We start from the raw sequence: 21489 nt of genomic DNA, 5'->3' as shown, positions 1-21489 counted from the left end.
TACGGTCGCCCGGTATCGACGTTATGCCGAAAACGCCGGTTCGGCTTGCAAGCGACTACCCATCGCCGCCAACTCGACAGTCTGCGACGGCGCCCGCGCCAGTGCGGACGCCCCGACCCGAAACTCGGCCACGGCCGCATCGAGCCGCGCCGCCTGCTCCTCGAGCGACGCCGCGGCGGCCGCGGCTTGCTCGACGAGCGCCGCGTTCTGCTGAGTCACGGTGTCCATCTGCATGACCGCGCGACCGATTTGCTCGATCCCGTTCGACTGCTCGCCAGAGGCCGCGCTGATCTTGCCGATGATGTCCGTCACCCGGCGCACCGCGGCCACGACTTCGTCCATCGTCGAGCCGGCGCGGGCGACGAGGGTCGTGCCGGCCTCGACCTTGCCGGCCGATTCGGCGATGAGCGCCTTGATCTCCTTGGCCGCGCTCGCGCTGCGTTGCGCGAGGCTGCGGACCTCGCCCGCGACGACGGCGAAGCCGCGCCCCTGCTCTCCCGCGCGCGCCGCCTCGACGGCCGCATTGAGCGCAAGGATGTTTGTCTGGAATGCGATGCCTTCGATGACGCCGCTGATATCGCCGATCTGATGCGAGCTCGAGGCGATATCTTCCATCGTCCGCACGACGTCGCCGACGACCTCGCCCCCCTTCGTCGCCGTACGCGATGCATCGTCGGCAAGCCCGCTGGCCTCGCGCGCATGCTCGGCGTTCTGCTTGACGGTCGCCGTCAGCTCGTCCATGCTCGCGGCCGTTTCCGCGAGCGAGGCGGCCTGCTGCTCCGTTCGTTGCGAAAGATCGGCGTTGCCCGAGGCGATCTCCCGCGCACCGTGCATGATCGCCTCCGAGCCGCTACGCACGCGCGATACCGTGGCGGCAAGCGCCGCCTGCATCCGCTGCAAGCCCTCCAGCAAGCGCCCCATCTCGTTGCGACGCCTTGCGTCGATCGAGCCGGTCAGATCGCCCGAAGCAATGCGCTCGAAATGCCGGATTACACCGTCGATCGGCCGCACGACGGCCGAGACGAGCGCCGTCCGCGCAAGCGCGCCGACGATGAGCGCGGCAATTGCGATGACGGCGGCGCCGACCGCCAGCGTGTGGAATGCCGCCTGCGCGCGATCGTAGCGAGCCTGCTGATGCCGGACCTGCAACGCTTCGAGCGCGCCGATCGCGGCGTCATAGCGCGTGTAGAGCGCATTCGCCGTGCGCCCTTGCAGATTGCGAAACGCGTTGAAGTCGTTGTCTTGCAGCGCCTTGAATTCCGGCTCAACGGCTTGCGCGATGAGCGCGCTGCGGGCCGTGCCGACCGCGTCCGCGAGCTGCGCCTCCTCGGCGTCGCGCGGCTTCTTCAGATATTCGGCCCATTCGGCGTCGCTTTCTTTGATTACGTCATGCGCTTTCGGCAGCATGTCGTCGGACGCCTCGCCCATCGCAAACAGCGTTTCGTAGCTGCTGAGCGCGAGCCGCACCTGCAGCATGCGCTCCGAGCTCGTTTTCAGATGCGTCAGCGCCGCCGTATCGGTGGCGAACATCTGTTTCAGCGCGTTATTGCTCTGGTTGAGCCCGAGCATCGCAACGGCCATCGTCGCAACCAGTGCGAGCGTGTAGCCCGCGATCGTGAGCGTCAGCCCCCCGCGTATCGTCAAGCGATTCAGCATGGTATCAAGCGCGTGCGCGCCAAATAATGGACACGCACGGTTCCTCAGTAGTGGTGTAAAGCGCGCACGGATGGCTCTCTGACGGAGCGTTTTTTACTACCCGGTCTGCTGCGAGCGGTCTTGCGGGCGCGTCGTGCGTGCGAAGGCGCGACCTCATCTTAACGTGGCATCTCAGGCGCGCAATGCAGGTAACTCACTACGGCCGCGACTATCAAGGTATGCGCCGCGCCGCCGTAAACACAGGGATCGAGTCCGTCTCCCTCCTGTGCCTTACCGTTCGTCGCGCGACGCAACGACATCAAAAAGAAACGCCCGCCCTGTACGAACACTCGGGTCGTTCGCTATCATGGCCGCGGACGCCCAGCTTTGCCGCCACGCGCGCCGTTCATAAGGAGGGAATACCGATGAGCATCGTAAAAGAATTTAAGGAATTCGCCCTCAAGGGCAATGTGATGGATCTCGCGATCGGCGTGATCATCGGCGGCGCCTTTTCGACGATCGTCAATTCGATCGTCAAGGATCTGATCATGCCGATCGTCGGCGTGGCCACGGGGGGCCTCGATTTCTCGAACAAGTTCATCCGGCTGGGCGACATCCCCCCTTCGTTCAAGGGCAACCCCGAGTCTTACAAAGACCTTCTGCAGGCGGGCGTGGCCGTGTTCGGCTATGGCTCGTTCATCACCTATCTGATCAACTTCCTGATTCTCGCGCTCATCGTGTTCGCGATGGTCAAGTTCATCAATGCCCTGCGCAGGCCCACGCCGGCCGAGGCTGCCGCACCGGCGCCGACGCCCGAAGACGTCCTGTTGCTGCGCGAAATTCGCGACGAGCTCAAGCGCGCGCCGCGCTGAACATCGGCGGCCCGAGTTCGCCAGGCGCGTTGGGCATCGGCCTACGGCGCGCAGCTCCGCCAACCCCGCGCAACTCAAGCCAGCGCGGAGCGCGGGCCGTCGCCGCCACCTGCCTTGTTGGCGGCCGCGCGCTGGATCAACTCCTCGAGCTGGCCAAAGTTGACGGGCTTCGTCAAATGCGAGGTGAAGCCGGCGGCAAGGCACCGCCGAACGTCCTCGTCCGTGCCGAAACCCGTCAATGCCACGGCCGGCGCTTGCGAGCGCAGGCGAAATTCCCCGATGAAGTCGATCCCCGTGCCGTCAGGCAGCCCGATATCGCTGACGACCAAGTCGAAAGGCGCGCTCTGCGCGGCGGCGAGCGCGGCGGCGACGCTCGACGCCACCGTCACCTCGTGGCCGAGACCGCGCATCAATTGCGCCATGACTTCCGCCGTGTCGGCGTGGTCCTCGACGAGCAGAATGGCGAGCCGATCGTCCGCGCCGACGGCCGCCGGCGGCGCGACGACGGGCTCGGACGCCGACGCGGCGACGGTCGGTAACGCGATCGTAAACGTCGCGCCGCAATGCGGGCCCGGGCTCTGCGCGCTGACGGTGCCGCCATGGGCATCGGTCAACGCCTTCGTGATCGCAAGGCCGAGTCCGAGACCGCCGAACTGCTGCGTCATGCGCTGGCTCCCCTGCTCGAACGCGTTGAAGAGCTTGTCGATCTGATCCGGCGCGATACCGATGCCCGTGTCTTCGACCGAGATTTCGATGTGCATACGCGCGTCGCGCGTGCGCACATAAATGTGGCCGCCTTCAGGCGTGAACTTCGATGCGTTGCGCACGAGGTTCCAGAGCATCTGCTGCAGCCGGGCGCGGTCCGCCATGACATAGTGGCTCTCGGCCATCTTCTCGATGTGCGCGTCTTGCTGCTTGAGCTGAATTTCGCCGCCGAACAGCTCGAGCACGCTGTCGATGACTTCGTGGACGTCCACCGTCTCGAGCGACAGCCGCAGTTTGCCGTTCGCGACACGCGTGAGATCGAGCAAATCATCGATGAGCCGGGCCTCGAGCTCGATGTTGCGGCGGATCATCCTGACGTTCGCCTGCGCCGCCTCGGGCAGGTCCGGCATCGTCTCGAGCACGCGTGTACCCGCCAGCACCGGCGTCAGCGGCGTTCGCAGCTCGTGCGAAAGCATGGCGAGGAACCGGTCTTTCGCGCGATTCGCTTCTTCGGCCGTCTGGCGCGCGCTCTGCTCGGCGGCGAGCAGCCGCTCGCGCTCCTCGAGCGCCTCGCGCCGCGACTGGATGTCCGTGCAGCTCGCGAACCATTTGCCGACGCCTCCGCTCGCGTTGCGCACGGGTGCGATATGCACGTCGAACCACCGGTAAATGCCGTCGCCCGAACGAATCCGCAGCTCGTGGCGATAGTCGGCTGCCCCGCCGTGCACGGCATCGAGCCACTTGCGGCGCAGCGTCTCGCGATCGTCGGGATGGATGGCCGCGAGCCAGCCCAAGCCGTGCGAAGCCGTTTCGTCGAGGCCGGTGTAGGCATACCACTGCCTAGAGAAGAAGTCGCACTCCCCCTGCGTGTTGCTCGTGAACACGAGATGAGGCAACGCCTCGGACAAGCTGCGGTAATGGGCTTCACGGTCGCGCAGCAGGATCGCCTCGGCCGACGCGCGCTGCAGCCGGATCTGCGCGAGCACGCGCTCGACGGCCTCAGGCAAGTAGTCGAGATAGCCACCCGATTTGGGCACGACATCCGAGACGCCGGCACGCAGGGCCTCGATCACGCGAGATTCGTCCGTGAAACCCGTCACGAGGATCGCCGGCAGCGCGACGCCTTCGCGCCGCAACCGGCGGAAAAAGTCGAGCCCCGTCTCCACGCCGTCGAGCTGATAGTCGAGCACGAGGAGGTCTGGCCGATCGCGCCCGATGCTTTCGCGTGCCGCGGCAAGCGTCGCGCTCGCGAACACGACGCAGCCCGCGCGTTCCAGCGATTTGCGCGCGAGCCTCAAAATGCCCTCGTCGTCGTCGACGAGGAGCACGCGGGCGGGTTCCGGGCGGGATGCCACTTCGGTCATACTCGTTCTTGACTGGGCTGGTGCAATCGGTGCATTCGTTCTTGTTACGTATTCCACAGCTTATTACATGCGAATCGGTTGTTCGGGCAGCGTCACGAAAAACGTCGAGCCGACACCTTCCACGGACTCGACCCAGGCACGGCCGCCATGCCGCTCGGTGACGCGGCGCACGAGCGCGAGACCGATGCCGTCGCCTTTCGAACGGTCTCCATGCAGCCGCTGGAACGCGCTGAACATTTTCGGCATGTAGGCGTCCGGGATGCCGAGTCCGTTGTCTTTGACATAATAGGCGCGCATGCGCGGTCCGCGCGCGGCGGTATCGTCCGCGGGCCGCTCGACCGCCCCGACCTCGATACGACCGGGGCGAGCCGGATCGAGATAGTTGATCGCATTGCCGATCAAATTGCCGAAAATCTGCTCGATCGCGGTCGGGTCGCCCCATGCGGGCGGCAGCTCTCCGACCGATACGGAGATGCCGCGCTCGGCAATCGCCCCATGCAGCGCTTCGATCACGCGCGCGACGGTCCGCGCGACGCTGACACGCTGCCACTGGTATTCGAGACGTCCGGCGCGGGAAATGCGCAACAGCGCGTCGATGATCGCTGCCGATCGCGCGACGGCCGTCCGTAAGAAATGCAAGGCCTCGCTCAAATTGCCGTCGAGCACATGCATGATACGCTCGCGTTCGGCCTCCGGCAGACGCGCGCCGTCGAGCAGCGCGCGCAATTCCTCGCACGATACCTGAAGCTCGCGCGAAAACCCTTGCAAGTTCACGAGCGGCGAGCGCAAATCGTGTGACACGCTGTAGATGAACATGTCGTTATCCTGCTTTTGCTGGCGCAGGTTCTCGTTCGCCTCCGTCAGCTCCCGCGCCCGCGCTTCGAGCGAAGTCTGCAGCGTCGCCTGCTCGTGCTCCGCTTGCGCGAGGCGCGCGCTCGTCCGGTGCAACACTTTGTCGAGCGCCGCGATCTCATCGTCCCCCGCGAGCGGCGCGCCGAGCGACCGCCCGCGGCCGAGACGCTCGGCATTGGCGGTCAAGGCGGCAAGCCGCCGGCCGATATTGCCCGCGAAGCCGAGCGCGGCAAGGGCCCAGATCAGCATCGACCCGGCGATCGCCGCGATGAGCGCGCGGCGCTGCCCGGCCCGCGTCGCCGCGAGCTCGGCGCTGCGCTCTTCGTCGAGGCGCGACTCCGCCGCGACGAACGCGTCGAGTTCGTCGCGAAACGTCACGATCGGCGTGGGCAGCGGCGTATCGTCGAATGCAGCGAACTGCGCCCGGCGGCCGCTCTTCAGGCTTGCATACTGGGCGTCCACCCGCGCACGATACGCGTGCACTGCCTCGTGCATACGTGAAAGGCGAGCAACCTGGAGAGGATCGTCGGCGACGAATTTTTCGAGCTGGTCGAGCTTATCGTCAAGCTCGGCCCACACCGTTCGCTGATCGAAGAACGAGGGGTCGCCGGCAATGAGCCCTGCTCGCGCACGTGAGGCCGCGCGCAAAAGCGGATCGACGACGACGGACGCCTGGTAGAGCACCTGCTTGCTGTGGGCGGCCCACTGCGCAGCCTGCGTCGCCTGCTCCTGTGTCTTCGACAGCATGCCGAGCAGCGCCAGTTCGACGACGCTCGGGACGGCGATCAGCAGCAGCCCCTTGGTGAACAGTTTCATGTGTCCTTGGCGGCCCTCTTGCTTTCTCAGTCGCGCGCCGAAGCCCAGCAGAGCACCGCGGCACGACCCTTGCGCCGCTCCGGCATGCGGAGCGTCAAGCTGCCCCATTATCGTTGCAGTTCCCGGATATTTCAACGAAGCGGAACGCGACGGCATGAGGCGACGGCGCACACAAAATCGCCATTTTTTCTGCGTTCGATCAGCACGCGAACGGGCGGGAGGCCTATTATTGACGTAGATGGCGAGCGGTAGCCGGCCGCGCAGCGCGGCGCCACTCGCCACTGCATGCGGACCGGTTGCGGGTGAAGCCGAGCATTATCGTGAACACGACGTGTTCGTATGCTATAAAAGATCGACGTGCGGCGCGCGAGAGCCGGGAGTGGTCGCATGAGGACGCTGTGTTTCTTGCAATTCTTTTTCAGGCGAATGTTTATGTCCTTCCCGAAAAAGCGCAGGCGCGCTAGCGCGCAAAGCGAGGAGTCGTTTCTGGCCGTCTTGCGTCAATTCAAGCCGTTTGCTCAGCTGGATACGAAGATCGCGCGAGCGCGCGCTCAAGACGAGCCTGTGCTCTACGCGCACGTACTGCCCGGCCTCGATGTCCTGCTTTGCAGCGTACGCGGCGCGCAGCCGCCGTATCCGGCTGTCGACGAGCTGCGCCGGCGTTGCATGGAGTCGATCGCCAACGCGCTCGAGCAACCGCTCGACGGGCTCGAGAACGGCGGTTACTGGTACGAGGCGAACGGATTCGGATTCCTGGTTTTCGCCAGCCGCGCGCGGGCAAGGATTCTTCCCGAGTTCGGCGCAGGCGCGGCCGCACGCGGCGCGCGCCGTCAGAATGCGGGCGACGCCACGCCGCGCTCGCTGCGCTGAGCGTCGCGCGCCATACCGCTCTCGAGCGTACGACCGACCCTCTTCGACGAGGCCGCGGGCCGCCCGTGGCTTCCCTCCCTGAGTCCCCCTGCGCCGACGCTTGTCGGCGAGCCTTCGGCCGGCATGGCACGGCACCGTTGCCTATACTCTTACTGTTCCCCCCGGACATCGGAGCCGCTCATGAGCAACCACGTCTACAAGCAAATCGAGCTGACCGGTTCGTCGACCAAGTCGACCGATGACGCGATTCGCACCGCCCTCGAACGCGCCTCGAAGACGCTTCGCAACCTCGATTGGTTCGAGGTCACGGAAACGCGCGGACGGATCGAGAACGGCACGGTCGCCCATTGGCAGGTCACCCTGAAGGTGGGCATGCGCCTCGAGGAATGAAGCGCCTCGGCCAGCAGGGACAGCGAAAACGAAAGCGGACGGAACGCATAGGGGCCGACGGCCCCTATGTTCAGTGACGGGCGCGGCGTTCGCGCACCCATTCCGCTCATGGCAGCCCCCAAGCGCCGGATTACTTCGGCAGACTACCCTCTACACCCTCGACATACCAGTTGATCCGCTGCAGCTCCGGATCGGTCAGCGTCTTCCCCGCGGGCACCTTGACGGCGCCCGACTGATCCTTGATCGGCCCCGTGAAGACATCCCACTTGCCGCCCGCCAACTCGCTGCGCATCGCGTCGACCTTCTTCTGGCCGTCGGCCGGAATCGCCGCGGCATTCAAGTCCTCGAGATTGACGGCCTTCTGCGGGATGCCCCACCAGACGGGATCGTTCTTCCACTTGCCGTCGAGCACGGCTTGCACGGCCGCCGTATAGTAGACGCCCCAGTGGCCGACGACGGAACCCAGATGCGCATCGGGCCCGAACTTCTTCATGTCGGAGTCCCAGCCGAACGCGTGCACCTTCTTGGCCTCGGCCGTCGCGAGCGTCGCGCTCGAATCGGTGTTTTGCAGCAACACGTCGGCGCCCTGACCGATCAGCGTCTCGGCAGCCTGCTTCTCCTTGCCCGGGTCGAACCAGCTGTTGATCCAGATCACTTTAGTGTGGACCTTCGGATTCACCGAGCGGGCGCCCAGTGTGTACGCGTTGATATTGCGCACCACTTCGGGGATCGGCACCGAAGCGACGAACCCGAGCGTGTTCGTCTTGGTGACGTATCCGGCGACGACGCCCGCCAGATAGGCCCCCTGGTACATGCGCACGTCGTAGGTGCCGAAGTTCGGCGCCTTCTTGAAACCCGTCGCATGGAGGAAGACCGTATCGGGGAAGTCTTTCGCGACCTTGAGCTCGAAGTCCTGATACCCGAAGCTCGTGCCGATGATGACCTTGTTGCCCTTGCTCGCGAGATCGCGAAAGACGCGCTCCGAATCGGCCGATTCGGGGACATTCTCGACGCGCGTCACCTTGATCTTGTCGCCGAACTTGGCCTCCGTTTCCTTTGAGCCCTGATCGTGCGCGAAGGTCCAGCCGGCATCGCCCGGATTGCCAAGGTAGACGAACGCCACGCCGGGCGCATCGGCCGCTCGCGCGGCCTGCCCCGCGGCGCCAAAAGCCAAAGCGAGCGCGAGCGCGGCACTTGCGGCCCATGTGGTCGACATTTTTCTTTTCATTGAGCTTCTCCAATGGAGTGGGTTTGACGGTAATAATCGGCGAAAAGCGGCGTTGAGTCGTGTCATCGATCGGAGGCACGGCGGACCGGCCGCCGCACCGCAACTTGTGCCGTGTGCTCAGAGCGCGGCGAAGAACGGCTTGCCGAGCGACGCGGGCGCGTTGAGCTTGATGACATTGGGATTGCGCGAGATCGCGGCAAGCACGACGATCGTGGCCAGATAGGGCAACATCGCGAGAAACTGAGTCGGCACCGGTACGCCTGCGCCTTGCGCATAGAATTGCAGCCCCGTCACGGCGCCGAAGAGCAGCGCGCCGAGCAGCAACCGCCCCGGCCGCCAAGTCGCGAATACGACGAGCGCCAGTGCGATCCAGCCTCGCCCCGACGTGAGCTGCTCCTGCCAAAGCTGCAAGTAGGCAACCGAGTAGTAGCCGCCCGCGAGACCGGCCATGCCGCCGCCGAACAGCGTCGCACCGTAGCGCACGCCGACGACCGAAAAGCCCACCGCGTGCGCGACTTCGGGCGATTCGCCGACCGAACGCAGAACGAGGCCCGCGCGCGTGCGATAAAGAAACCAGCCGACGACGCCGAACATCAGGAAGGCCAGATAACCGAGCGGCGTCAACGTGAACAACGCCGGTCCGAGCACGGGGATCCGCGAGAGACCGGGAATCGCCCACGCGCCGATCGTCGCGCCGACGGATGCCGAGGTATACGGCTTGCCGACATAGGCCGACAGGCCGATGCCGAAGATCGTCAGCGACAGACCGGTGGCCACCTGATTCGCGAGCATCGTCAACGTGAGAAAGCCGAAAAGCAGCGCCATCGCGGTACCGGCCGCGACGGCGGCGGCGATACCGAGCCAGGGGCTGCCCGTCGCGACGGTGACCGCATAGCCGCTCACGGCGCCCATCAGCATCATGCCTTCCACGCCGAGATTGAGCACGCCGGATTTTTCCGTGACGAGCTCGCCGAGCCCCGCGAACATGAGCGGAATCGCGGCGACGACTGCGCTCGAGGCGAGCGCGCTGAGTTGTTCGATGTTCATCGGATAATCTTTATGCGGCGAGCGCCACGCGCCGCACGCGGTAGTTCACGAAGAGATCGGCGCCGAGCAGGCAAAAGAGCAGCAGGCCCTGGAAGACCCCGGAGAGCGCCTGCGGCAACTGCAATGACGTCTGCACGGCTTCGCCGCCGAGATAAAGCAACGCCATCAGCAAGCTGGCGAGCACGATGCCGACAGGATGCAGGCGTCCGACAAAGACGACGATGATGGCCGTGAAGCCGTATCCCGGGGACCATGTCGCCTGCAACTGGCCGATCGGCCCCGCTATCTCGCCCATGCCGGCGAGCCCCGCAAGCGCGCCGCTCACGATGAGCGACGTCCAGATCGTCCGCTTGTCGGAAAACCCGGCGTAACGCGCGGCAAGCGGTGCGAGCCCGCCGACGTTCATGCGAAAGCCCGCAAAGCTCTTGGCGCCGAAGAGCCATATGAGCGGCACCGCGGCAAGCGTGATGAAGATCGAGGCATTGAGCCGCGTGCCACGCATGAACTTCCAATGCCAGTCTCCGCCGAACGTCGGATAAAGGGCATCGCCGCTGAACATCTCCGAGATCGGGAAATTCATCCCCTGCGGATCGCGCATCGGACCGCTCACGAGATAGATCAAGAGCTGCGTCGCGACGTAGGTGAGCATCAGGCTCGTCAGAATCTCGTTCGTGTTGAAGCGGCTCTTCAGAAAGGCCGGGATCGAGGCCCAGACGACGCCGCCCACGATACCCGCCACCATCATCGAAGGCAGGATCCACCAGCCGCTCGCCTGATCGAAATGAATGGCGACGGCGCTGGCCGCGATGCCGCCCATGAGCATTTGTCCCTCGGCGCCGATGTTCCAGACATTGGCGCGATAGCTGATCGCGAGGCCGAGCGCAATCAGGCAAAGCGGCGAAGCCTTCAGCAGCAGCTCGGACCACCCGTTCACGCTCGAGAGCGGATCGATGAAGAACGCGCGCATGGCGTCCGCGGGATCGCGCCCGACCAGCCCGAAGATCAAAAAGCCGATGATGAGCGTGAGCGCCGCCGCAATCAGCGGCACGGCGAATTGCATCGCGCGGGAGGGCGTCGTACGAGCCTCGAGTCGATAGGGAAAATGCATGTCCGGTGTCGATTGGGGTTGTGGTCGCTTTTCGGTCGATCCTGGTGCCGCCCTCACGCGTGCGCGGGTTTGGGCGCCGGCGGTACCGTGCCGCCATCGCCGAAGAGCCCCGCCATCCAGCGGCCGATCTCCTCGGCGTTCGTCTCGCTCGTCCTGCGCGCGGGCGACAAGCGTCCGCGCGCCACGACCGCGATGCGATCGCAGATGTCGAAGAGCTCTTCGAGTTCCTCGGAGATGACGAGCACGGCTACGCCCTTGGCCGACAGGTCGAGCAACTGCTGGCGAATGAACGCGGCCGCGCCCACGTCGACGCCCCAGGTCGGCTGGGCAACGACGAGCACCTTCGGCTCTTGAAGGATCTCGCGGCCGACGATGTACTTCTGCAGGTTCCCGCCCGACAGCGATTTGGCCGGCGCGTGTTGGCCGCCGCACCGCACGTCGAAGGTCTCGATGCAGCGCTCGGCGAACGCACGCACCGCCCGCGCGCCGACCCAGCCGTGGCGCACCATGCCCGGCTTGCGGTGGGCCGTCAGCAGCGCGTTCTCGCCAAGCGACATCGACGGTACCGCGCCGCGTCCGAGCCGCTCTTCGGGCACGAACGCGAATCCGAGCCGGCGCCTCGCCGCCGGCGACAAGCGCGCGGCCGGCTTGCCGCAAATCGCGACGGCATCGGGCGCGACGCCGGCAGCGAGCCGCTCGCCCGAGAGTGCAGCCAAGAGCTCGGCTTGCCCGTTGCCCGACACGCCGGCTATGCCGAAAATTTCGCCCGCATGCACGTCGAACGACACATCGGCGAGCGTGGTGCCGAATGGGTCATCGCTCGGGACGGACAAGTGCCGAACCGAGAGCAGCACGTCGCCGGGCGTATGCGCGCGACGCGTGTAATCGGGCAACGAGTGGCCCACCATCAGCTGCGCGAGCGACGCATGCGTTTCCTCGCCGGGCTTGACGCGACCTGTCACGCGGCCGCCGCGCATGACGGTGGCCGTATCGCAAAGCTCCTGGATTTCATCGAGCTTGTGGCTGATGTAAAGGAGGCTACAGCCTTGCGCCGCGAGACGCTTGAGCGTCTCGAAGAGCTTGCGCACGGCCTGTGGCGTCAGCACCGACGTGGGCTCGTCCATGATCAAGAGGCGCGGATGCTGCAGCAGGCAGCGCACGATCTCGACACGTTGCCGCTCGCCGACCGCGAGGCTGTGCACATGCCGAGCCGGATCGACGTCGAGACCGTATTCGCCCGACACCTGGCTGATGCGCTTGCCGAGCGCGGCCAGGTCGAACGGCTCGTCCAGCGCGAGCGCGATGTTCTCCGCAACGGTCAGCGTCTCGAAGAGCGAGAAATGCTGAAACACCATGCCGATGCCGAGCTTGCGCGCCGCCGCCGGACTCGCGATCTCGACCGGCTGGCCTTCCCAGCGAATCTCGCCGGCATCGGGCCGCACGGCACCGTAGACGATCTTCATCAGCGTGCTCTTGCCGGCGCCGTTTTCGCCGAGCACGGCATGAATCTCTCCGGGCGCGACGACGAGACTCACGTCGTCGTTCGCACGCACGCCCGGATACTGCTTGCAGATGCGCGAAAGCTCGAGCCGCGGAGCCGGGGCTCGCGGTGCGCCTTGATCGCGCTGCGAAAATGAATGGTCGGAAATGTCGTTCATGAAGTCAGTCAGCCGCAGTCGTCGCGGCTTGTGGCCCGACGATACCTAAATCGCCCTGCACCGTCGAGCCGACAAAATCCGGCGCGCCGCGGTGTCCCGTTCTCGCGTCATTTGGGTACGTCTCGCTTGACGCCAATTAATGCACATATTAAAAGCCTGATATCCGCATCCCCGGTCGATCAGCCTGGGAATATAAATGGAGAGATCATGAGTCAGCAACGCGAGGCGATCGACACCTACCTGCTGCGCGTCCTCCACACGTTGCTGATGGAGCGCAGCGTGACGCGTGCGGCCGTCAAGCTCAATCAATCGCAGCCGGCGATCAGCGCCGCGTTGAGGCGCCTGCGCGACATCACCGGCGATCCGTTGCTCGTGCGCGGCAAGTCAGGCATGGTGCCGACCGAGTACGGCTTGCGCCTGCTCGAGCCCACGCAGAACGCGCTGCGCGAGATCGAGCGCATCCGCTTTCAGCAGCACAACTTCGATCCCGCCACGTCGATCCGCTGCTATCGGATCGGCTGCCCCGACTACCTCAACGTGCTGTTCGTGCCGACGGTCGTCGAGCGCTTTCGCCAGGCCGCGCCGAACGCCACCCTCGAATTCCATTCGCTCGGTCCCGCGTTCGACTACGAGCTCGCGCTCGAAGAAGGCAAGCTCGACATCGTAGTCGGAAACTGGCCCGAGCCGCCCGAGCAGCTTCACTTGTCGAACCTCTTCACGGACGAAATCGTCTGCGTGATGAGCAACACGCACCCGTTCGCGAAGCGCGGCAGCCTGACGCTCGATCAGTATCTGAATGCGCCGCACCTTGCGCCAACTCCCTACTCCGTCGGCCAGCGCGGCGCGATCGATGTCCATCTCGCCCGCGAGCGGCTCAAGCGCCACGTCGTCGTCACGTTGCCGTACTTCAACCTCGCGCCGTACGTGCTCGTCAAGTCGGATCTGATCTTCACGACCACGCGTCTGTTCGCGGATCACTACGCGAAGCTCCTTCCGCTGACCGTTCTGCCGGCGCCGCTCGACTTTCCGCCGATGCAGTACTACCAGCTCTGGCACGAGCGCTGCCACTACTCGGACGAAGTGCGCTGGCTGCGCGCCGTCGTCGCGGAAGCCACGCGCGCGCTCGTCGAGCGCGCAATCTGACTCAGCTGTCCGCGACAAGGCGGCGCTCTCGGCGCCGCCTGCATTCCCGCACCGCTCCGCATTCGAATTGCATGCCGCGGCGTCGATGCAACGATCGAGGGCCAAAATGGCTGTGGCAATACTGCACGGCCGATACTCGCCTTCAGGGCCGCCATATATTGGATCCCTCATGCGCGCGGGCTTATCTTTCCTATCGCTCGCGCGCACCGCGCCGGGACTTCATAGAATGCCTCTACGGCGCTTGCCGCGAACGACTTCAGGCGCCGTCATACCCGAAAACTTGGCGACCAGGATCCCCTTCGCATGGGAAAGCTCACTACACACGTGCTGGACACCGCCCACGGCCGCCCCGGAGCGGGCATCCGCATCGAACTTTTTTCGCTCGACGGGGATGCGCGCCGGATGCTCGCGAGCGCCGTCACGAACAGCGATGGGCGTTGCGACGCGCCGCTTCTCGAAGGCTCCGCCTTCAAGACCGGCGAATACGAGCTCGTCTTCCACGCCGGCGACTACTTTGCCGCAGCCGGCGTGGCCCTGCCGGCGCCGCGCTTCATCGATCGCGTCGTACTGCGTTTCGGCGTGGCCGACGCGAAAGCGCATTATCACGTCCCGCTGCTCGTCTCTCCGTGGGCGTACAGCACCTATCGCGGCAGCTGAGCGCCGACACCGGCGGTTAGTGTCCTGAGGGAGAATTCATGGAAGGCTTCATCACCGATTGGCTCAACCTTGCGCTTCGCTGGCTGCATGTAGTGGTGGCGATCGCCTGGATCGGCGAATCGTTCTATTTCGTCGCGCTCGACAACAGCCTCAAAAAGCCGAAAGACCCGGCCCTCGTCTCGCGCGGCGTATTCGGCGAACTCTGGCACGTCCACGGCGGCGGTTTCTACAATATGCAGAAGTACATGGTGGCGCCGCCGGAGATGCCCGACGACCTGCACTGGTCGAAGTGGCCGTCCTACACGACCTGGATGTCCGGCTTCGCGCTCTTCACCGTCGTTTATCTTTTCTCGCCCGGCACTTATCTGATCGACAAGAACGTGCTCGACATGGGCCCCGTCGTCGCCATCTCGGCTGCGTTGGGTTTCCTCGCGGCGGGTTGGATCGTCTACGACTCACTTTGCCGCCTGCTCGGCGCCAACGACAAACTGCTCGGCGTCTGCGTCGGACTTTATGTGCTCGTGGCGGCCTGGCTCGCCTGCCATATTTTCGCGGGCCGCGCGGCCTATCTCATCGTCGGCGCGATGCTGGCGACGATCATGTCGGCCAACGTGTTCTTCGTGATCATTCCCGGCCAGCGAAAGATGGTCGACGCCATGCTGAAGGGTGAAGCGCCCGATCCGATCTACGGGAAGCGCGGCAAGCAGCGCTCGGTGCACAACACCTACTTCACGCTGCCCGTCGTTTTCGCGATGCTCTCGAATCACTACGCGATCACGTACACGCACCCGCACAACTGGGCGGTTCTCGCGATCATCATGCTGGCGGGCGCGTTGATCCGGCAGTTCTTCGTCATGCGCCATCGGGGGCGGGTGCTCTGGTATCTTCCGGCCGCCGGCGCGGCGTTGCTCGCCGCCGCGCTCGCCTTCACGTTGCCGCGGCCGATCGCGCCGCAAGCCGAAGCCGCCAACGCGCCACAGGTCCGGATCGCCGAGATCGCACCGGTGCTGCAGCAACGCTGCGTTGCCTGCCACTCGGCGCACCCGACGTTGATGGGCAGCGCCCCGGCCGGCGTCATGTTCGATACGCCGGACGAGATCGCGCGCAACGCGCAGCGCATCTATCAACAGGCCGTTCAATTGAAGGCCATGCCGCTCGGCAACGTGACGCATATGACCGACGACGAGCGTTTAAAAATCGCGGCCTGGTTCGAGTCGGGCGCTCAGCGCTGAGCGCGGAAGTCATCGCCGTATCAAGCGGCGGTCGGCGTCAGCTGCAGTCCGCGATCCGCCAAGCCGCCGAGCAACGCGCGATCGGTAAAGCGAAAAAGGCAAATCAATTGATCGCGCGCCGCCAGCTTTTGCGTCTGATCTTCCGAAAGGTCGACGAGCAACTCCGCGAGCGGCGCCGACAGACCCAGCGTGGCCATACCTTCGGCGCGATCGTCTCGCAGCATGCGCTGCACGAGAGCAAGATACGACCGGTTGATTTCTTGAATCGATTGATGGATGTCGCAGCTCATTTTTACCCTCCTTTTTTCTTCGACGGCTCTTCCAGGGCCTCGGCTCGAATGCGCAAACGTTTGCGCGCTCGGCCAGCTCAATGGCCCTTAGGTTGATCGGACACACCGAACGCGATGAGGCTCGCCGCGATTTCACGCAGCAGGTGTTGCGTGAGAGCCCCTGCTCCGCCCTCGCTCAGGCGCTTGAGTTCGATCAGGTCTTTCGCGATGCGGCTCATTTGGAAATCTCCGTGGATCGTGGGCTTTCGCTAGCGGCTTCAATGAGGAAACCGTTTGGCTTGACGAAAGTATCGGTCAACGGGTGGCCGTACGAAATCAGCGCGCGCTGAACCTCGCGTAATACGTGGCGGCGCGCTTGTCAGGGGTTTCCTACAATGGCTGTCGCCAAGACGACCGGCGCCCGTCGAGGCGCCGCTTCACAAGGAAGGGAGAGGATTCGGTCGGTAAGGTCTACACGATGCGGCGCTATCGCGCCGTTGCCGCCTGCAACGCGTCCTCGGTCAGCCAAAGCGACTCGGGCAGCCGCTCCTCGTCGCAGTTGTGGCCTTCGCCGCCTCGGTCGATGACGACGAAATCACTGACCGCCTCGAGAGCGATCAGCGGATGGTGCCATACCCCTTTTTTGTAATTGACGCCCTGCCAGCCCCGGGTCGCGAAAGCGCGAATCGCCGCAGGCGTCAGCGGCCCCGGGGGCGCGACGACGATGAGGTAAGGCCGGCCGGCGAGTGGCACGAAGGCCTGGCTGCCGAGCGGATGGCGCTCCAGCATCGATACTTCGAATGGCAAGGTCCGCGGCTCGCCCCGGAACAGGTTCAGCAGCGGACGTCCGCCGGCGTCCGTGACGTCGACGCACGCGAGATCGTGAAAGCGCGTCGTCGTGCCCTCGTTGATCGGGAAGTGTCGCGCGCCCTCGAGTTCGATGACGTCGCCGAACGGCGCGAACGACTCGCGCGTAAGCGGTTCGATTGCAAGCGTCCTCATCACGGCGTATCCCCTCTCCTCACTCGACGAATCCCCACAGCCGCAAGCGCGATACGCCGCCATCGGGAATGATGTTGAAGCGCACGTGCGTCACAGGCCCAAGCGATACGATCTCACGTTCGAAGACCTGTTGCGCGTCCATCGTGAGCTGCTGCTCGCCGAGCAGTTCAGGCCAGAACATGGCCTGCGTGACCAGCGAGCTGTCGGTGCCGCCCGATACGCGGGCGGCCTGCAGCGAGCAACGATCGGGATAGTTGCCCTTGAAGTGCGCGGTGTCCACTTCGATCTTCGTGATCGTCCCCGGGCGCGCGAGCGCGATGATCGCCCAGTCGTTGCCGGGCTCGCGGCGGCGGCGCGTTTCCCAGCCGTCGCCCATGTCGACGCCACGCCCGGGCATCAGCAGATTCGATGCCGCGCCGAAATGTTGGTTGTTGGCCGCGACGATGTGCGCGCCGTTTTCCATCGCCGCGAGGTCGACGAGATCGGTCCGGCCCGCCTGCCCCCAGTCGAGCCGAGGTTGCGCGTAGACGCGAAGCCGGGCCACGCCGCCGTCGGGATAGAGATTGAGGCGAATGTGCGTATAGCTCCCTGGGTCACGTACTTCGACGTAATGGTGGCTGTTGCCTTGTAAAGTCGTCGACGCCACGATCTCCGTCCATTGCGTCGCCGCGTCCGGAGCCGCCCCTGCGGGCACGTGAGCGGCTTCGATCGACGCCGCGGGCGGGAAGTTGCCGGTGAAATGACTCGTGTCGATATCGAGCCCTTTGATCACGCCCGCGCGGGCAAGCTTGACGATGCACCAATCGTAGCCTGTCGTGCGTTTGCGGCGCGTCTCCCAGCCGTCCATCCATTTGCCGTGATCGTCGTACTTGCCAGGGATGAAGACGGCCGGCTCCGGATTGAGCATGCGCTCCTTCGGCGCGAAAAACTCGTCGCTTGCTTCGAGCGCTTCGGCGCCGAGCCGGGGATCCGCCAGGTTCGCGTAACGCCGCGTGAAGTCGGGCGCATTGGGATCGGAAATCAAAAGAGCCATTGCTGTCGTCCTTGCTTTGTTCGAATCGTCACGCCGCGACGAGATCGTCCACGCGAAAGCGCGCGATCCGATAGATCTGCTCGAGACTCGTACGCATTTCCTCGTCCCGGTCATTGCCCACCCGCGCCTCGAAGTTGGCGAGGATCCCCGCACGATCGTAGCCGCGCACGGCAAGGATGAACGGGAAACCGAATTTATCGCGGTACTCGCGGTTGAGCCGCTGCAGTTTGTCGAATTCGGCCTGCGTGCATTGCGACAGGCCCGCGCCGCTTTGCTCGCGCGTCGATTCCGCCGTCAGTTCGCCGCGCACGGCCGCTTTGCCCGCGAGTTCGGGGTGCGCATTGATGAGGGCGAGCTGCCGCGTGCTCCCGGCGCGAGCGACGACGCTCACCATCGCGTCATGAAGCGCGTCGACGCTCTCGAAAGGCCGCTCGCGCGCGGCCTCGCGAGGAACCCATGGCGAATGCTCGAAGATGCCGGACAGCGCGTCGACGAATGCCTCCTCGGGCATCGCGTTCAGTTGATCAAGTGTGTATCTCATGAGACTCGCACTCGCTCAGGCCCGTGCCTCAAACGGATGACGTGCCCGCCAGTGGCGCGCGATATCGATGCGCCGTGTCACCCACACGCGATCGTGTTTCTCGATGTGGTCGAGAAACCGCTGTAGTCCGCGAAAGCGCCCGGGCCTTCCGAGCAAGCGGCAATGCATGCCGATCGAGAGCATCTTCGGCGCCTCGTCCCCTTCTTCGTAGAGGACGTCGAACGCATCGCGCAGATACGTGAAGAAGTGCTCGGCCGTATTGAAGCCCTGCGCAGTCGCGAATCGCATGTCGTTCGTATCGAGCGTGTATGGCACGATCAGATGCGGCCGCTTTTCGCCACCCGTTACTTCGACTTCCGTCCAGAACGGCAGATCGTCGCCGTAGCAATCGGAGTCATAAAGGAACCCGCCATATTCGGCCACGAGCCGGCGCGTATTGGGACTGTCGCGACCCGTGTACCAGCCGAGCGGCCGCACGCCCGTCACGCGCTCGATCGCCTCCATGCCAAGCCTCATATGCTCGGCCTCCCGATCGGGCGTCATGTCCTGGTAGTGGATCCACCGCCAGCCATGGCACGCGATCTCATGACCGAGCTTGACGAACGCGCGCGCGACCTCGGGATGGCGCTCGATGGCCATGCCGACGCCGAACACGGTCAATGGCAGGCCACGCTTCTCGAACTCGCGCAAAATGCGCCAGACGCCCGCGCGCGAGCCGTACTCGTAGATCGACTCCATACTCATGTGCCGCGCCGGATAAGCGGCCGCGCCGACGATCTCGGAAAGAAACTGCTCCGAAGCCGCGTCCCCATGGAGCACGCAGTTCTCCCCGCCTTCTTCGTAATTGAGGACGAATTGGACCGCCACGCGCGCACCGCCCGGCCAATCGGCCCGAACGGGATGGCGGCCGTAACCGATCAAGTCGCGCGGATAGGAGGGATCGAATGGCATGATTCGGCGGCCTCGCTCGGAGGCAATCGTCAAGGACGGCCCAGTGTAGCGAAAACGCCCCGCACCGCCCATATGCCGAACCGGATAGTGCGCGTCAGCGGGAAAGTATGACCGTTCTCCGCGTCTCGCGGCGCCGCGCTGCCGGTCCTACCGCAAATGGGGATGCCCCGAGAGGGTCAAGCGAAAACCGCGCTCGTGCACGATCAGGTGCGCCTTCGCGCCGACAGGCAGCGTGACGATGTCGTCGATATGGCCGAACGGCAAGCCGACGACGACAGGGATGCCGGTCACCGAGCGAATTTGCTCGACGACCGCCGCCAGGCCATAACCATTGTCGTAGTCGTAAGCCTTGATCCCCGAGAACTCGCCGAGCACGATCGCCTGCTGACGCGCGAGCACGCCTGCCAGGTGCAGTTGGTAAATCATTCGCTCGATACGGAACGGCTGCTCGTTGACGTCTTCGAGGAACAGAATGCCGCCATCGACATGCGGCATGTAAGGCGTGCCCACGAGCGACACGATCGTCGAGAGGTTGCCGCCCCACAGCGTGCCGCGCGCTTCCATCAGCCCCGTCTGCGCGGCCTCGACTTCGAGCGTGAACGAGGGCGCCGTCAACGCTTGCCAGAAATGGTTCATCGTGAACGCACTCGGCGTCTCGGCGCCGAAATGCATGCCGAGCATCGGACCGCCGAACGTCGTCAGTCCGGATCGCGCGAGCATGGCGAGCTGGATCGCGGTGAAATCGCTATGACCCACGAGCGCGACGGGCTGGTCCGCGAGGCGGCGCCCAAGCCCGTCGTAATCCAGCGCAGGGAGGATGCGCACGGCACCGTAGCCGCCGCGCACGGCCAGTGCCACGTCGGGCAACGGCCTCGCCGGATCGGCGAGCCGGTTGAGATCGCCGGCGCGCTCGGCGTCGGTGCCGCCGAAGCGCTGGTAGCGCCTGGCAGCCGCTTCGACGCCTCGTACGGTGTGCCCCGCCTCGCGCAGCCGCGCGACGGCACGCTCGACCGCGGTCGGATCGGGCGGATAGCCGGACGGCGCAATGAGTTCGATGGTTCGGGAGTGCGTCATCGGATCGTCGCGCCCGTTATTCCGCCGCGCTCTCGCGGCGCGCGACACGAATCGCCTCGCGCCGCTGCGAGAAAAAAGACTTCAGCGCATTGCCGCACTCGCTCGCGAGCACGCCGCCTTCTACGCGCGTATGGTGATTGAGCCGAGGGTCCGCGAACGCATCGACGACGCTACCGCACGCGCCCGTTTTCGGATCGTACGCGCCGAACACGACCCGTGCGATGCGCGCATGCATGATCGCGCCCGCGCACATCAGACACGGCTCGAGTGTCACATAGAGCTCGCAGCCCGGCATGCGGTAGTTCGAGAGTGATTGGGCGGCGGCGCGCAGCGCGACCATCTCGGCGTGCGCCGACGGATCATGAGCGCCGATCGGATGGTTGAACCCCGAAGCGATCACATCGTCTCCGCGCACGAGCACCGCCCCGACCGGCACTTCGCCGGCCGCGCGGGCCGATTCGGCCGCTGACAACGCCAGCCTCATGAAGCGGCTGTCGCGCTCGCTCGTCGTGGCGCCGTCGGTCGCGCCGGCGTGCGCGGCACCTGCCGCCGGGGGCGAGCCCGCAGCGGTCTCGGCGTCGCCGGTCGGCTCGGACAATGCGCTCACGAACACCCCGCGCCGTCGGCCGACGCGGCAGGCCAGGCCTCGATCGACGCGGCGCCGTCCTCCAGCACGCGCTCCGACAGCCGCTCGGCGATGCGCCGGCAGTACTCGCGGGGCACGACGGTCGGTTCCCCGCGCAGCGACTCCAGCGCCATGTCGAGCGCCAGCATCTTTGCCTGCAAGCAGCAGCGCGCGGCCCGATCGCCTGCGGCCCGCAATTCGTCATGCAAATGCCGCAGCGAGCGCAATTGCTCGACGGCGGGGGGAACGAACCCCGCGTTTTTCAGAATACGGTTCGCGACGCGCACCTCTTCGGGGACGAGCAGATCGTCGTCCAGATCCTGTGGCGCGCCGGCGCCGGGCAAATCGTCGAACTCGCCGCGCGCGGCGGCGGCAATACGTTGTTCGACCAGGGCATCGAGCAATTTCATCCTGAAA

The 21489-nt window shown here is 65.2% G+C and carries 22 protein-coding genes; 6 read left to right on the top strand and 16 right to left on the bottom strand.

Annotated elements, in window-relative coordinates; genetic code table 11:
• Positions 1–21: 21 nt before the first annotated feature.
• A complete protein-coding gene (locus tag C9I57_RS19310) occupies positions 22–1656 on the bottom strand; it encodes a methyl-accepting chemotaxis protein (RefSeq protein ID WP_107152235.1) in 1635 nt (544 codons plus the stop codon).
• A 404-nt stretch (positions 1657–2060) separates the two neighbouring features.
• Here C9I57_RS19310 and mscL point away from each other — a divergent pair, with 404 nt between their 5' ends.
• The gene (mscL, locus tag C9I57_RS19305; RefSeq protein WP_107152234.1) at positions 2061–2507 is read left to right on the top strand and encodes a large conductance mechanosensitive channel protein MscL; all 447 of its coding nucleotides are present in this window, start codon (positions 2061–2063) and stop codon (positions 2505–2507) included.
• A gap of 74 nt (positions 2508–2581) precedes the next feature.
• Here mscL and C9I57_RS19300 read toward each other — a convergent pair whose 3' ends face one another.
• Together C9I57_RS19300 and C9I57_RS19295 are read right to left on the bottom strand one after the other, a co-directional pair.
• Positions 2582–4576 (bottom strand): hybrid sensor histidine kinase/response regulator, encoded by a 1995-nt coding sequence (locus tag C9I57_RS19300; protein ID WP_107152233.1) that lies wholly within the window; start codon positions 4574–4576, stop codon positions 2582–2584.
• 63 nt (positions 4577–4639) lie between these two features.
• Complete coding sequence (locus tag C9I57_RS19295; protein ID WP_107152354.1) at positions 4640–6244, bottom strand: sensor histidine kinase; 1605 nt, start codon at positions 6242–6244, stop codon at positions 4640–4642.
• A gap of 387 nt (positions 6245–6631) precedes the next feature.
• Here C9I57_RS19295 and C9I57_RS19290 point away from each other — a divergent pair, with 387 nt between their 5' ends.
• On the top strand, positions 6632–7114 hold the full coding sequence (locus tag C9I57_RS19290) for a hypothetical protein (RefSeq protein ID WP_018443508.1): 483 nt from the start codon (positions 6632–6634) through the stop codon (positions 7112–7114).
• Positions 7115–7294: 180 nt separating this feature from the next.
• Positions 7295–7504, top strand: coding sequence for a dodecin (locus C9I57_RS19285; protein ID WP_107152232.1), 210 nt, complete (start codon positions 7295–7297; stop codon positions 7502–7504).
• 130 nt (positions 7505–7634) lie between these two features.
• Here the strand turns inward: C9I57_RS19285 and C9I57_RS19280 are convergent, their stop codons facing one another.
• The 4 genes from C9I57_RS19280 to C9I57_RS19265 form a co-directional block, all read right to left on the bottom strand.
• Complete coding sequence (locus C9I57_RS19280) at positions 7635–8732, bottom strand: BMP family ABC transporter substrate-binding protein (RefSeq protein ID WP_107152231.1); 1098 nt, start codon at positions 8730–8732, stop codon at positions 7635–7637.
• Between the two features lie 117 nt (positions 8733–8849).
• Entirely contained in the window at positions 8850–9779 is a 930-nt protein-coding gene (locus tag C9I57_RS19275; protein ID WP_107152230.1) for an ABC transporter permease, read from the bottom strand.
• Between the two features lie 10 nt (positions 9780–9789).
• Complete coding sequence (locus C9I57_RS19270) at positions 9790–10887, bottom strand: ABC transporter permease (RefSeq protein ID WP_107152229.1); 1098 nt, start codon at positions 10885–10887, stop codon at positions 9790–9792.
• A gap of 53 nt (positions 10888–10940) precedes the next feature.
• On the bottom strand, positions 10941–12545 hold the full coding sequence (locus C9I57_RS19265) for an ABC transporter ATP-binding protein (RefSeq protein WP_181321882.1): 1605 nt from the start codon (positions 12543–12545) through the stop codon (positions 10941–10943).
• 207 nt (positions 12546–12752) lie between these two features.
• Between C9I57_RS19265 and C9I57_RS19260 the strand changes: the two genes are divergently transcribed.
• From C9I57_RS19260 to C9I57_RS19250, 3 genes are all read left to right on the top strand, one after another.
• Positions 12753–13688 (top strand): LysR substrate-binding domain-containing protein, encoded by a 936-nt coding sequence (locus tag C9I57_RS19260; RefSeq protein ID WP_107152228.1) that lies wholly within the window; start codon positions 12753–12755, stop codon positions 13686–13688.
• Between the two features lie 303 nt (positions 13689–13991).
• Complete coding sequence (gene uraH, locus C9I57_RS19255) at positions 13992–14345, top strand: hydroxyisourate hydrolase (RefSeq protein ID WP_107152227.1); 354 nt, start codon at positions 13992–13994, stop codon at positions 14343–14345.
• 38 nt (positions 14346–14383) lie between these two features.
• Positions 14384–15577, top strand: coding sequence for a urate hydroxylase PuuD (locus C9I57_RS19250; RefSeq protein WP_107152226.1), 1194 nt, complete (start codon positions 14384–14386; stop codon positions 15575–15577).
• Positions 15578–15597: 20 nt separating this feature from the next.
• Here the strand turns inward: C9I57_RS19250 and C9I57_RS19245 are convergent, their stop codons facing one another.
• From C9I57_RS19245 to C9I57_RS19205, 9 genes are all read right to left on the bottom strand, one after another.
• Entirely contained in the window at positions 15598–15867 is a 270-nt protein-coding gene (locus C9I57_RS19245) for a flagellar transcriptional regulator FlhD (protein ID WP_107152225.1), read from the bottom strand.
• 77 nt (positions 15868–15944) lie between these two features.
• Complete coding sequence (locus C9I57_RS19240) at positions 15945–16085, bottom strand: hypothetical protein (RefSeq protein WP_107152224.1); 141 nt, start codon at positions 16083–16085, stop codon at positions 15945–15947.
• 247 nt (positions 16086–16332) lie between these two features.
• Positions 16333–16848 carry an ureidoglycolate lyase gene (locus C9I57_RS19235; protein ID WP_107152223.1) on the bottom strand — a complete coding sequence of 172 codons (516 nt, stop codon included), beginning with the start codon at positions 16846–16848 and terminating at the stop codon, positions 16333–16335.
• Between the two features lie 19 nt (positions 16849–16867).
• On the bottom strand, positions 16868–17881 hold the full coding sequence (gene alc, locus C9I57_RS19230) for an allantoicase (RefSeq protein WP_107152222.1): 1014 nt from the start codon (positions 17879–17881) through the stop codon (positions 16868–16870).
• Between the two features lie 28 nt (positions 17882–17909).
• Positions 17910–18422 (bottom strand): 2-oxo-4-hydroxy-4-carboxy-5-ureidoimidazoline decarboxylase, encoded by a 513-nt coding sequence (gene uraD, locus C9I57_RS19225; protein ID WP_107152221.1) that lies wholly within the window; start codon positions 18420–18422, stop codon positions 17910–17912.
• A gap of 15 nt (positions 18423–18437) precedes the next feature.
• The gene (gene puuE / locus C9I57_RS19220; protein WP_107152220.1) at positions 18438–19373 is read right to left on the bottom strand and encodes an allantoinase PuuE; all 936 of its coding nucleotides are present in this window, start codon (positions 19371–19373) and stop codon (positions 18438–18440) included.
• Between the two features lie 147 nt (positions 19374–19520).
• Positions 19521–20447 carry a muramoyltetrapeptide carboxypeptidase gene (ldcA, locus tag C9I57_RS19215; RefSeq protein ID WP_107152352.1) on the bottom strand — a complete coding sequence of 309 codons (927 nt, stop codon included), beginning with the start codon at positions 20445–20447 and terminating at the stop codon, positions 19521–19523.
• Between the two features lie 16 nt (positions 20448–20463).
• Complete coding sequence (tadA, locus tag C9I57_RS19210) at positions 20464–21060, bottom strand: tRNA adenosine(34) deaminase TadA (RefSeq protein ID WP_107152219.1); 597 nt, start codon at positions 21058–21060, stop codon at positions 20464–20466.
• A complete protein-coding gene (locus C9I57_RS19205; RefSeq protein WP_107152218.1) occupies positions 21051–21482 on the bottom strand; it encodes a DnaJ family domain-containing protein in 432 nt (143 codons plus the stop codon). The genes tadA and C9I57_RS19205 overlap by 10 nt, the downstream gene beginning before the upstream one ends.
• Positions 21483–21489 lie beyond the last annotated feature (7 nt).

The sequence above is a fragment of the Trinickia symbiotica genome, from assembly GCF_003028655.1.
Lineage (GTDB): Bacteria > Pseudomonadota > Gammaproteobacteria > Burkholderiales > Burkholderiaceae > Trinickia > Trinickia symbiotica_A.
The sequence above is the reverse complement of the archived record's forward strand: the minus strand, read 5'-3'. Positions and strand labels throughout refer to the sequence as shown.

What these genes read in the sequence shown, in the direction of transcription:
- C9I57_RS19285 (WP_107152232.1), top strand. Translation starts at nt 7,295, where the DNA reads ATGAGCAACCACGTCTACAAGCAAATCGAGCTGACCGGTTCGTCGACC.
- C9I57_RS19300 (WP_107152233.1), bottom strand. Translation starts at nt 4,576, where the DNA reads ATGACCGAAGTGGCATCCCGCCCGGAACCCGCCCGCGTGCTCCTCGTC.
- puuE (WP_107152220.1), bottom strand. Translation starts at nt 19,373, where the DNA reads ATGCCATTCGATCCCTCCTATCCGCGCGACTTGATCGGTTACGGCCGC.
- C9I57_RS19250 (WP_107152226.1), top strand. Translation starts at nt 14,384, where the DNA reads ATGGAAGGCTTCATCACCGATTGGCTCAACCTTGCGCTTCGCTGGCTG.
- ldcA (WP_107152352.1), bottom strand. Translation starts at nt 20,447, where the DNA reads ATGACGCACTCCCGAACCATCGAACTCATTGCGCCGTCCGGCTATCCG.
- C9I57_RS19275 (WP_107152230.1), bottom strand. Translation starts at nt 9,779, where the DNA reads ATGAACATCGAACAACTCAGCGCGCTCGCCTCGAGCGCAGTCGTCGCC.
- uraD (WP_107152221.1), bottom strand. Translation starts at nt 18,422, where the DNA reads ATGAGATACACACTTGATCAACTGAACGCGATGCCCGAGGAGGCATTC.
- C9I57_RS19245 (WP_107152225.1), bottom strand. Translation starts at nt 15,867, where the DNA reads ATGAGCTGCGACATCCATCAATCGATTCAAGAAATCAACCGGTCGTAT.
- mscL (WP_107152234.1), top strand. Translation starts at nt 2,061, where the DNA reads ATGAGCATCGTAAAAGAATTTAAGGAATTCGCCCTCAAGGGCAATGTG.
- C9I57_RS19260 (WP_107152228.1), top strand. Translation starts at nt 12,753, where the DNA reads ATGAGTCAGCAACGCGAGGCGATCGACACCTACCTGCTGCGCGTCCTC.
- C9I57_RS19295 (WP_107152354.1), bottom strand. Translation starts at nt 6,244, where the DNA reads ATGAAACTGTTCACCAAGGGGCTGCTGCTGATCGCCGTCCCGAGCGTC.
- C9I57_RS19310 (WP_107152235.1), bottom strand. Translation starts at nt 1,656, where the DNA reads ATGCTGAATCGCTTGACGATACGCGGGGGGCTGACGCTCACGATCGCG.
- C9I57_RS19205 (WP_107152218.1), bottom strand. Translation starts at nt 21,482, where the DNA reads ATGAAATTGCTCGATGCCCTGGTCGAACAACGTATTGCCGCCGCCGCG.
- uraH (WP_107152227.1), top strand. Translation starts at nt 13,992, where the DNA reads ATGGGAAAGCTCACTACACACGTGCTGGACACCGCCCACGGCCGCCCC.
- C9I57_RS19290 (WP_018443508.1), top strand. Translation starts at nt 6,632, where the DNA reads ATGAGGACGCTGTGTTTCTTGCAATTCTTTTTCAGGCGAATGTTTATG.
- C9I57_RS19265 (WP_181321882.1), bottom strand. Translation starts at nt 12,545, where the DNA reads ATGAACGACATTTCCGACCATTCATTTTCGCAGCGCGATCAAGGCGCA.
- C9I57_RS19270 (WP_107152229.1), bottom strand. Translation starts at nt 10,887, where the DNA reads ATGCATTTTCCCTATCGACTCGAGGCTCGTACGACGCCCTCCCGCGCG.
- C9I57_RS19235 (WP_107152223.1), bottom strand. Translation starts at nt 16,848, where the DNA reads ATGAGGACGCTTGCAATCGAACCGCTTACGCGCGAGTCGTTCGCGCCG.
- alc (WP_107152222.1), bottom strand. Translation starts at nt 17,881, where the DNA reads ATGGCTCTTTTGATTTCCGATCCCAATGCGCCCGACTTCACGCGGCGT.
- C9I57_RS19240 (WP_107152224.1), bottom strand. Translation starts at nt 16,085, where the DNA reads ATGAGCCGCATCGCGAAAGACCTGATCGAACTCAAGCGCCTGAGCGAG.
- C9I57_RS19280 (WP_107152231.1), bottom strand. Translation starts at nt 8,732, where the DNA reads ATGAAAAGAAAAATGTCGACCACATGGGCCGCAAGTGCCGCGCTCGCG.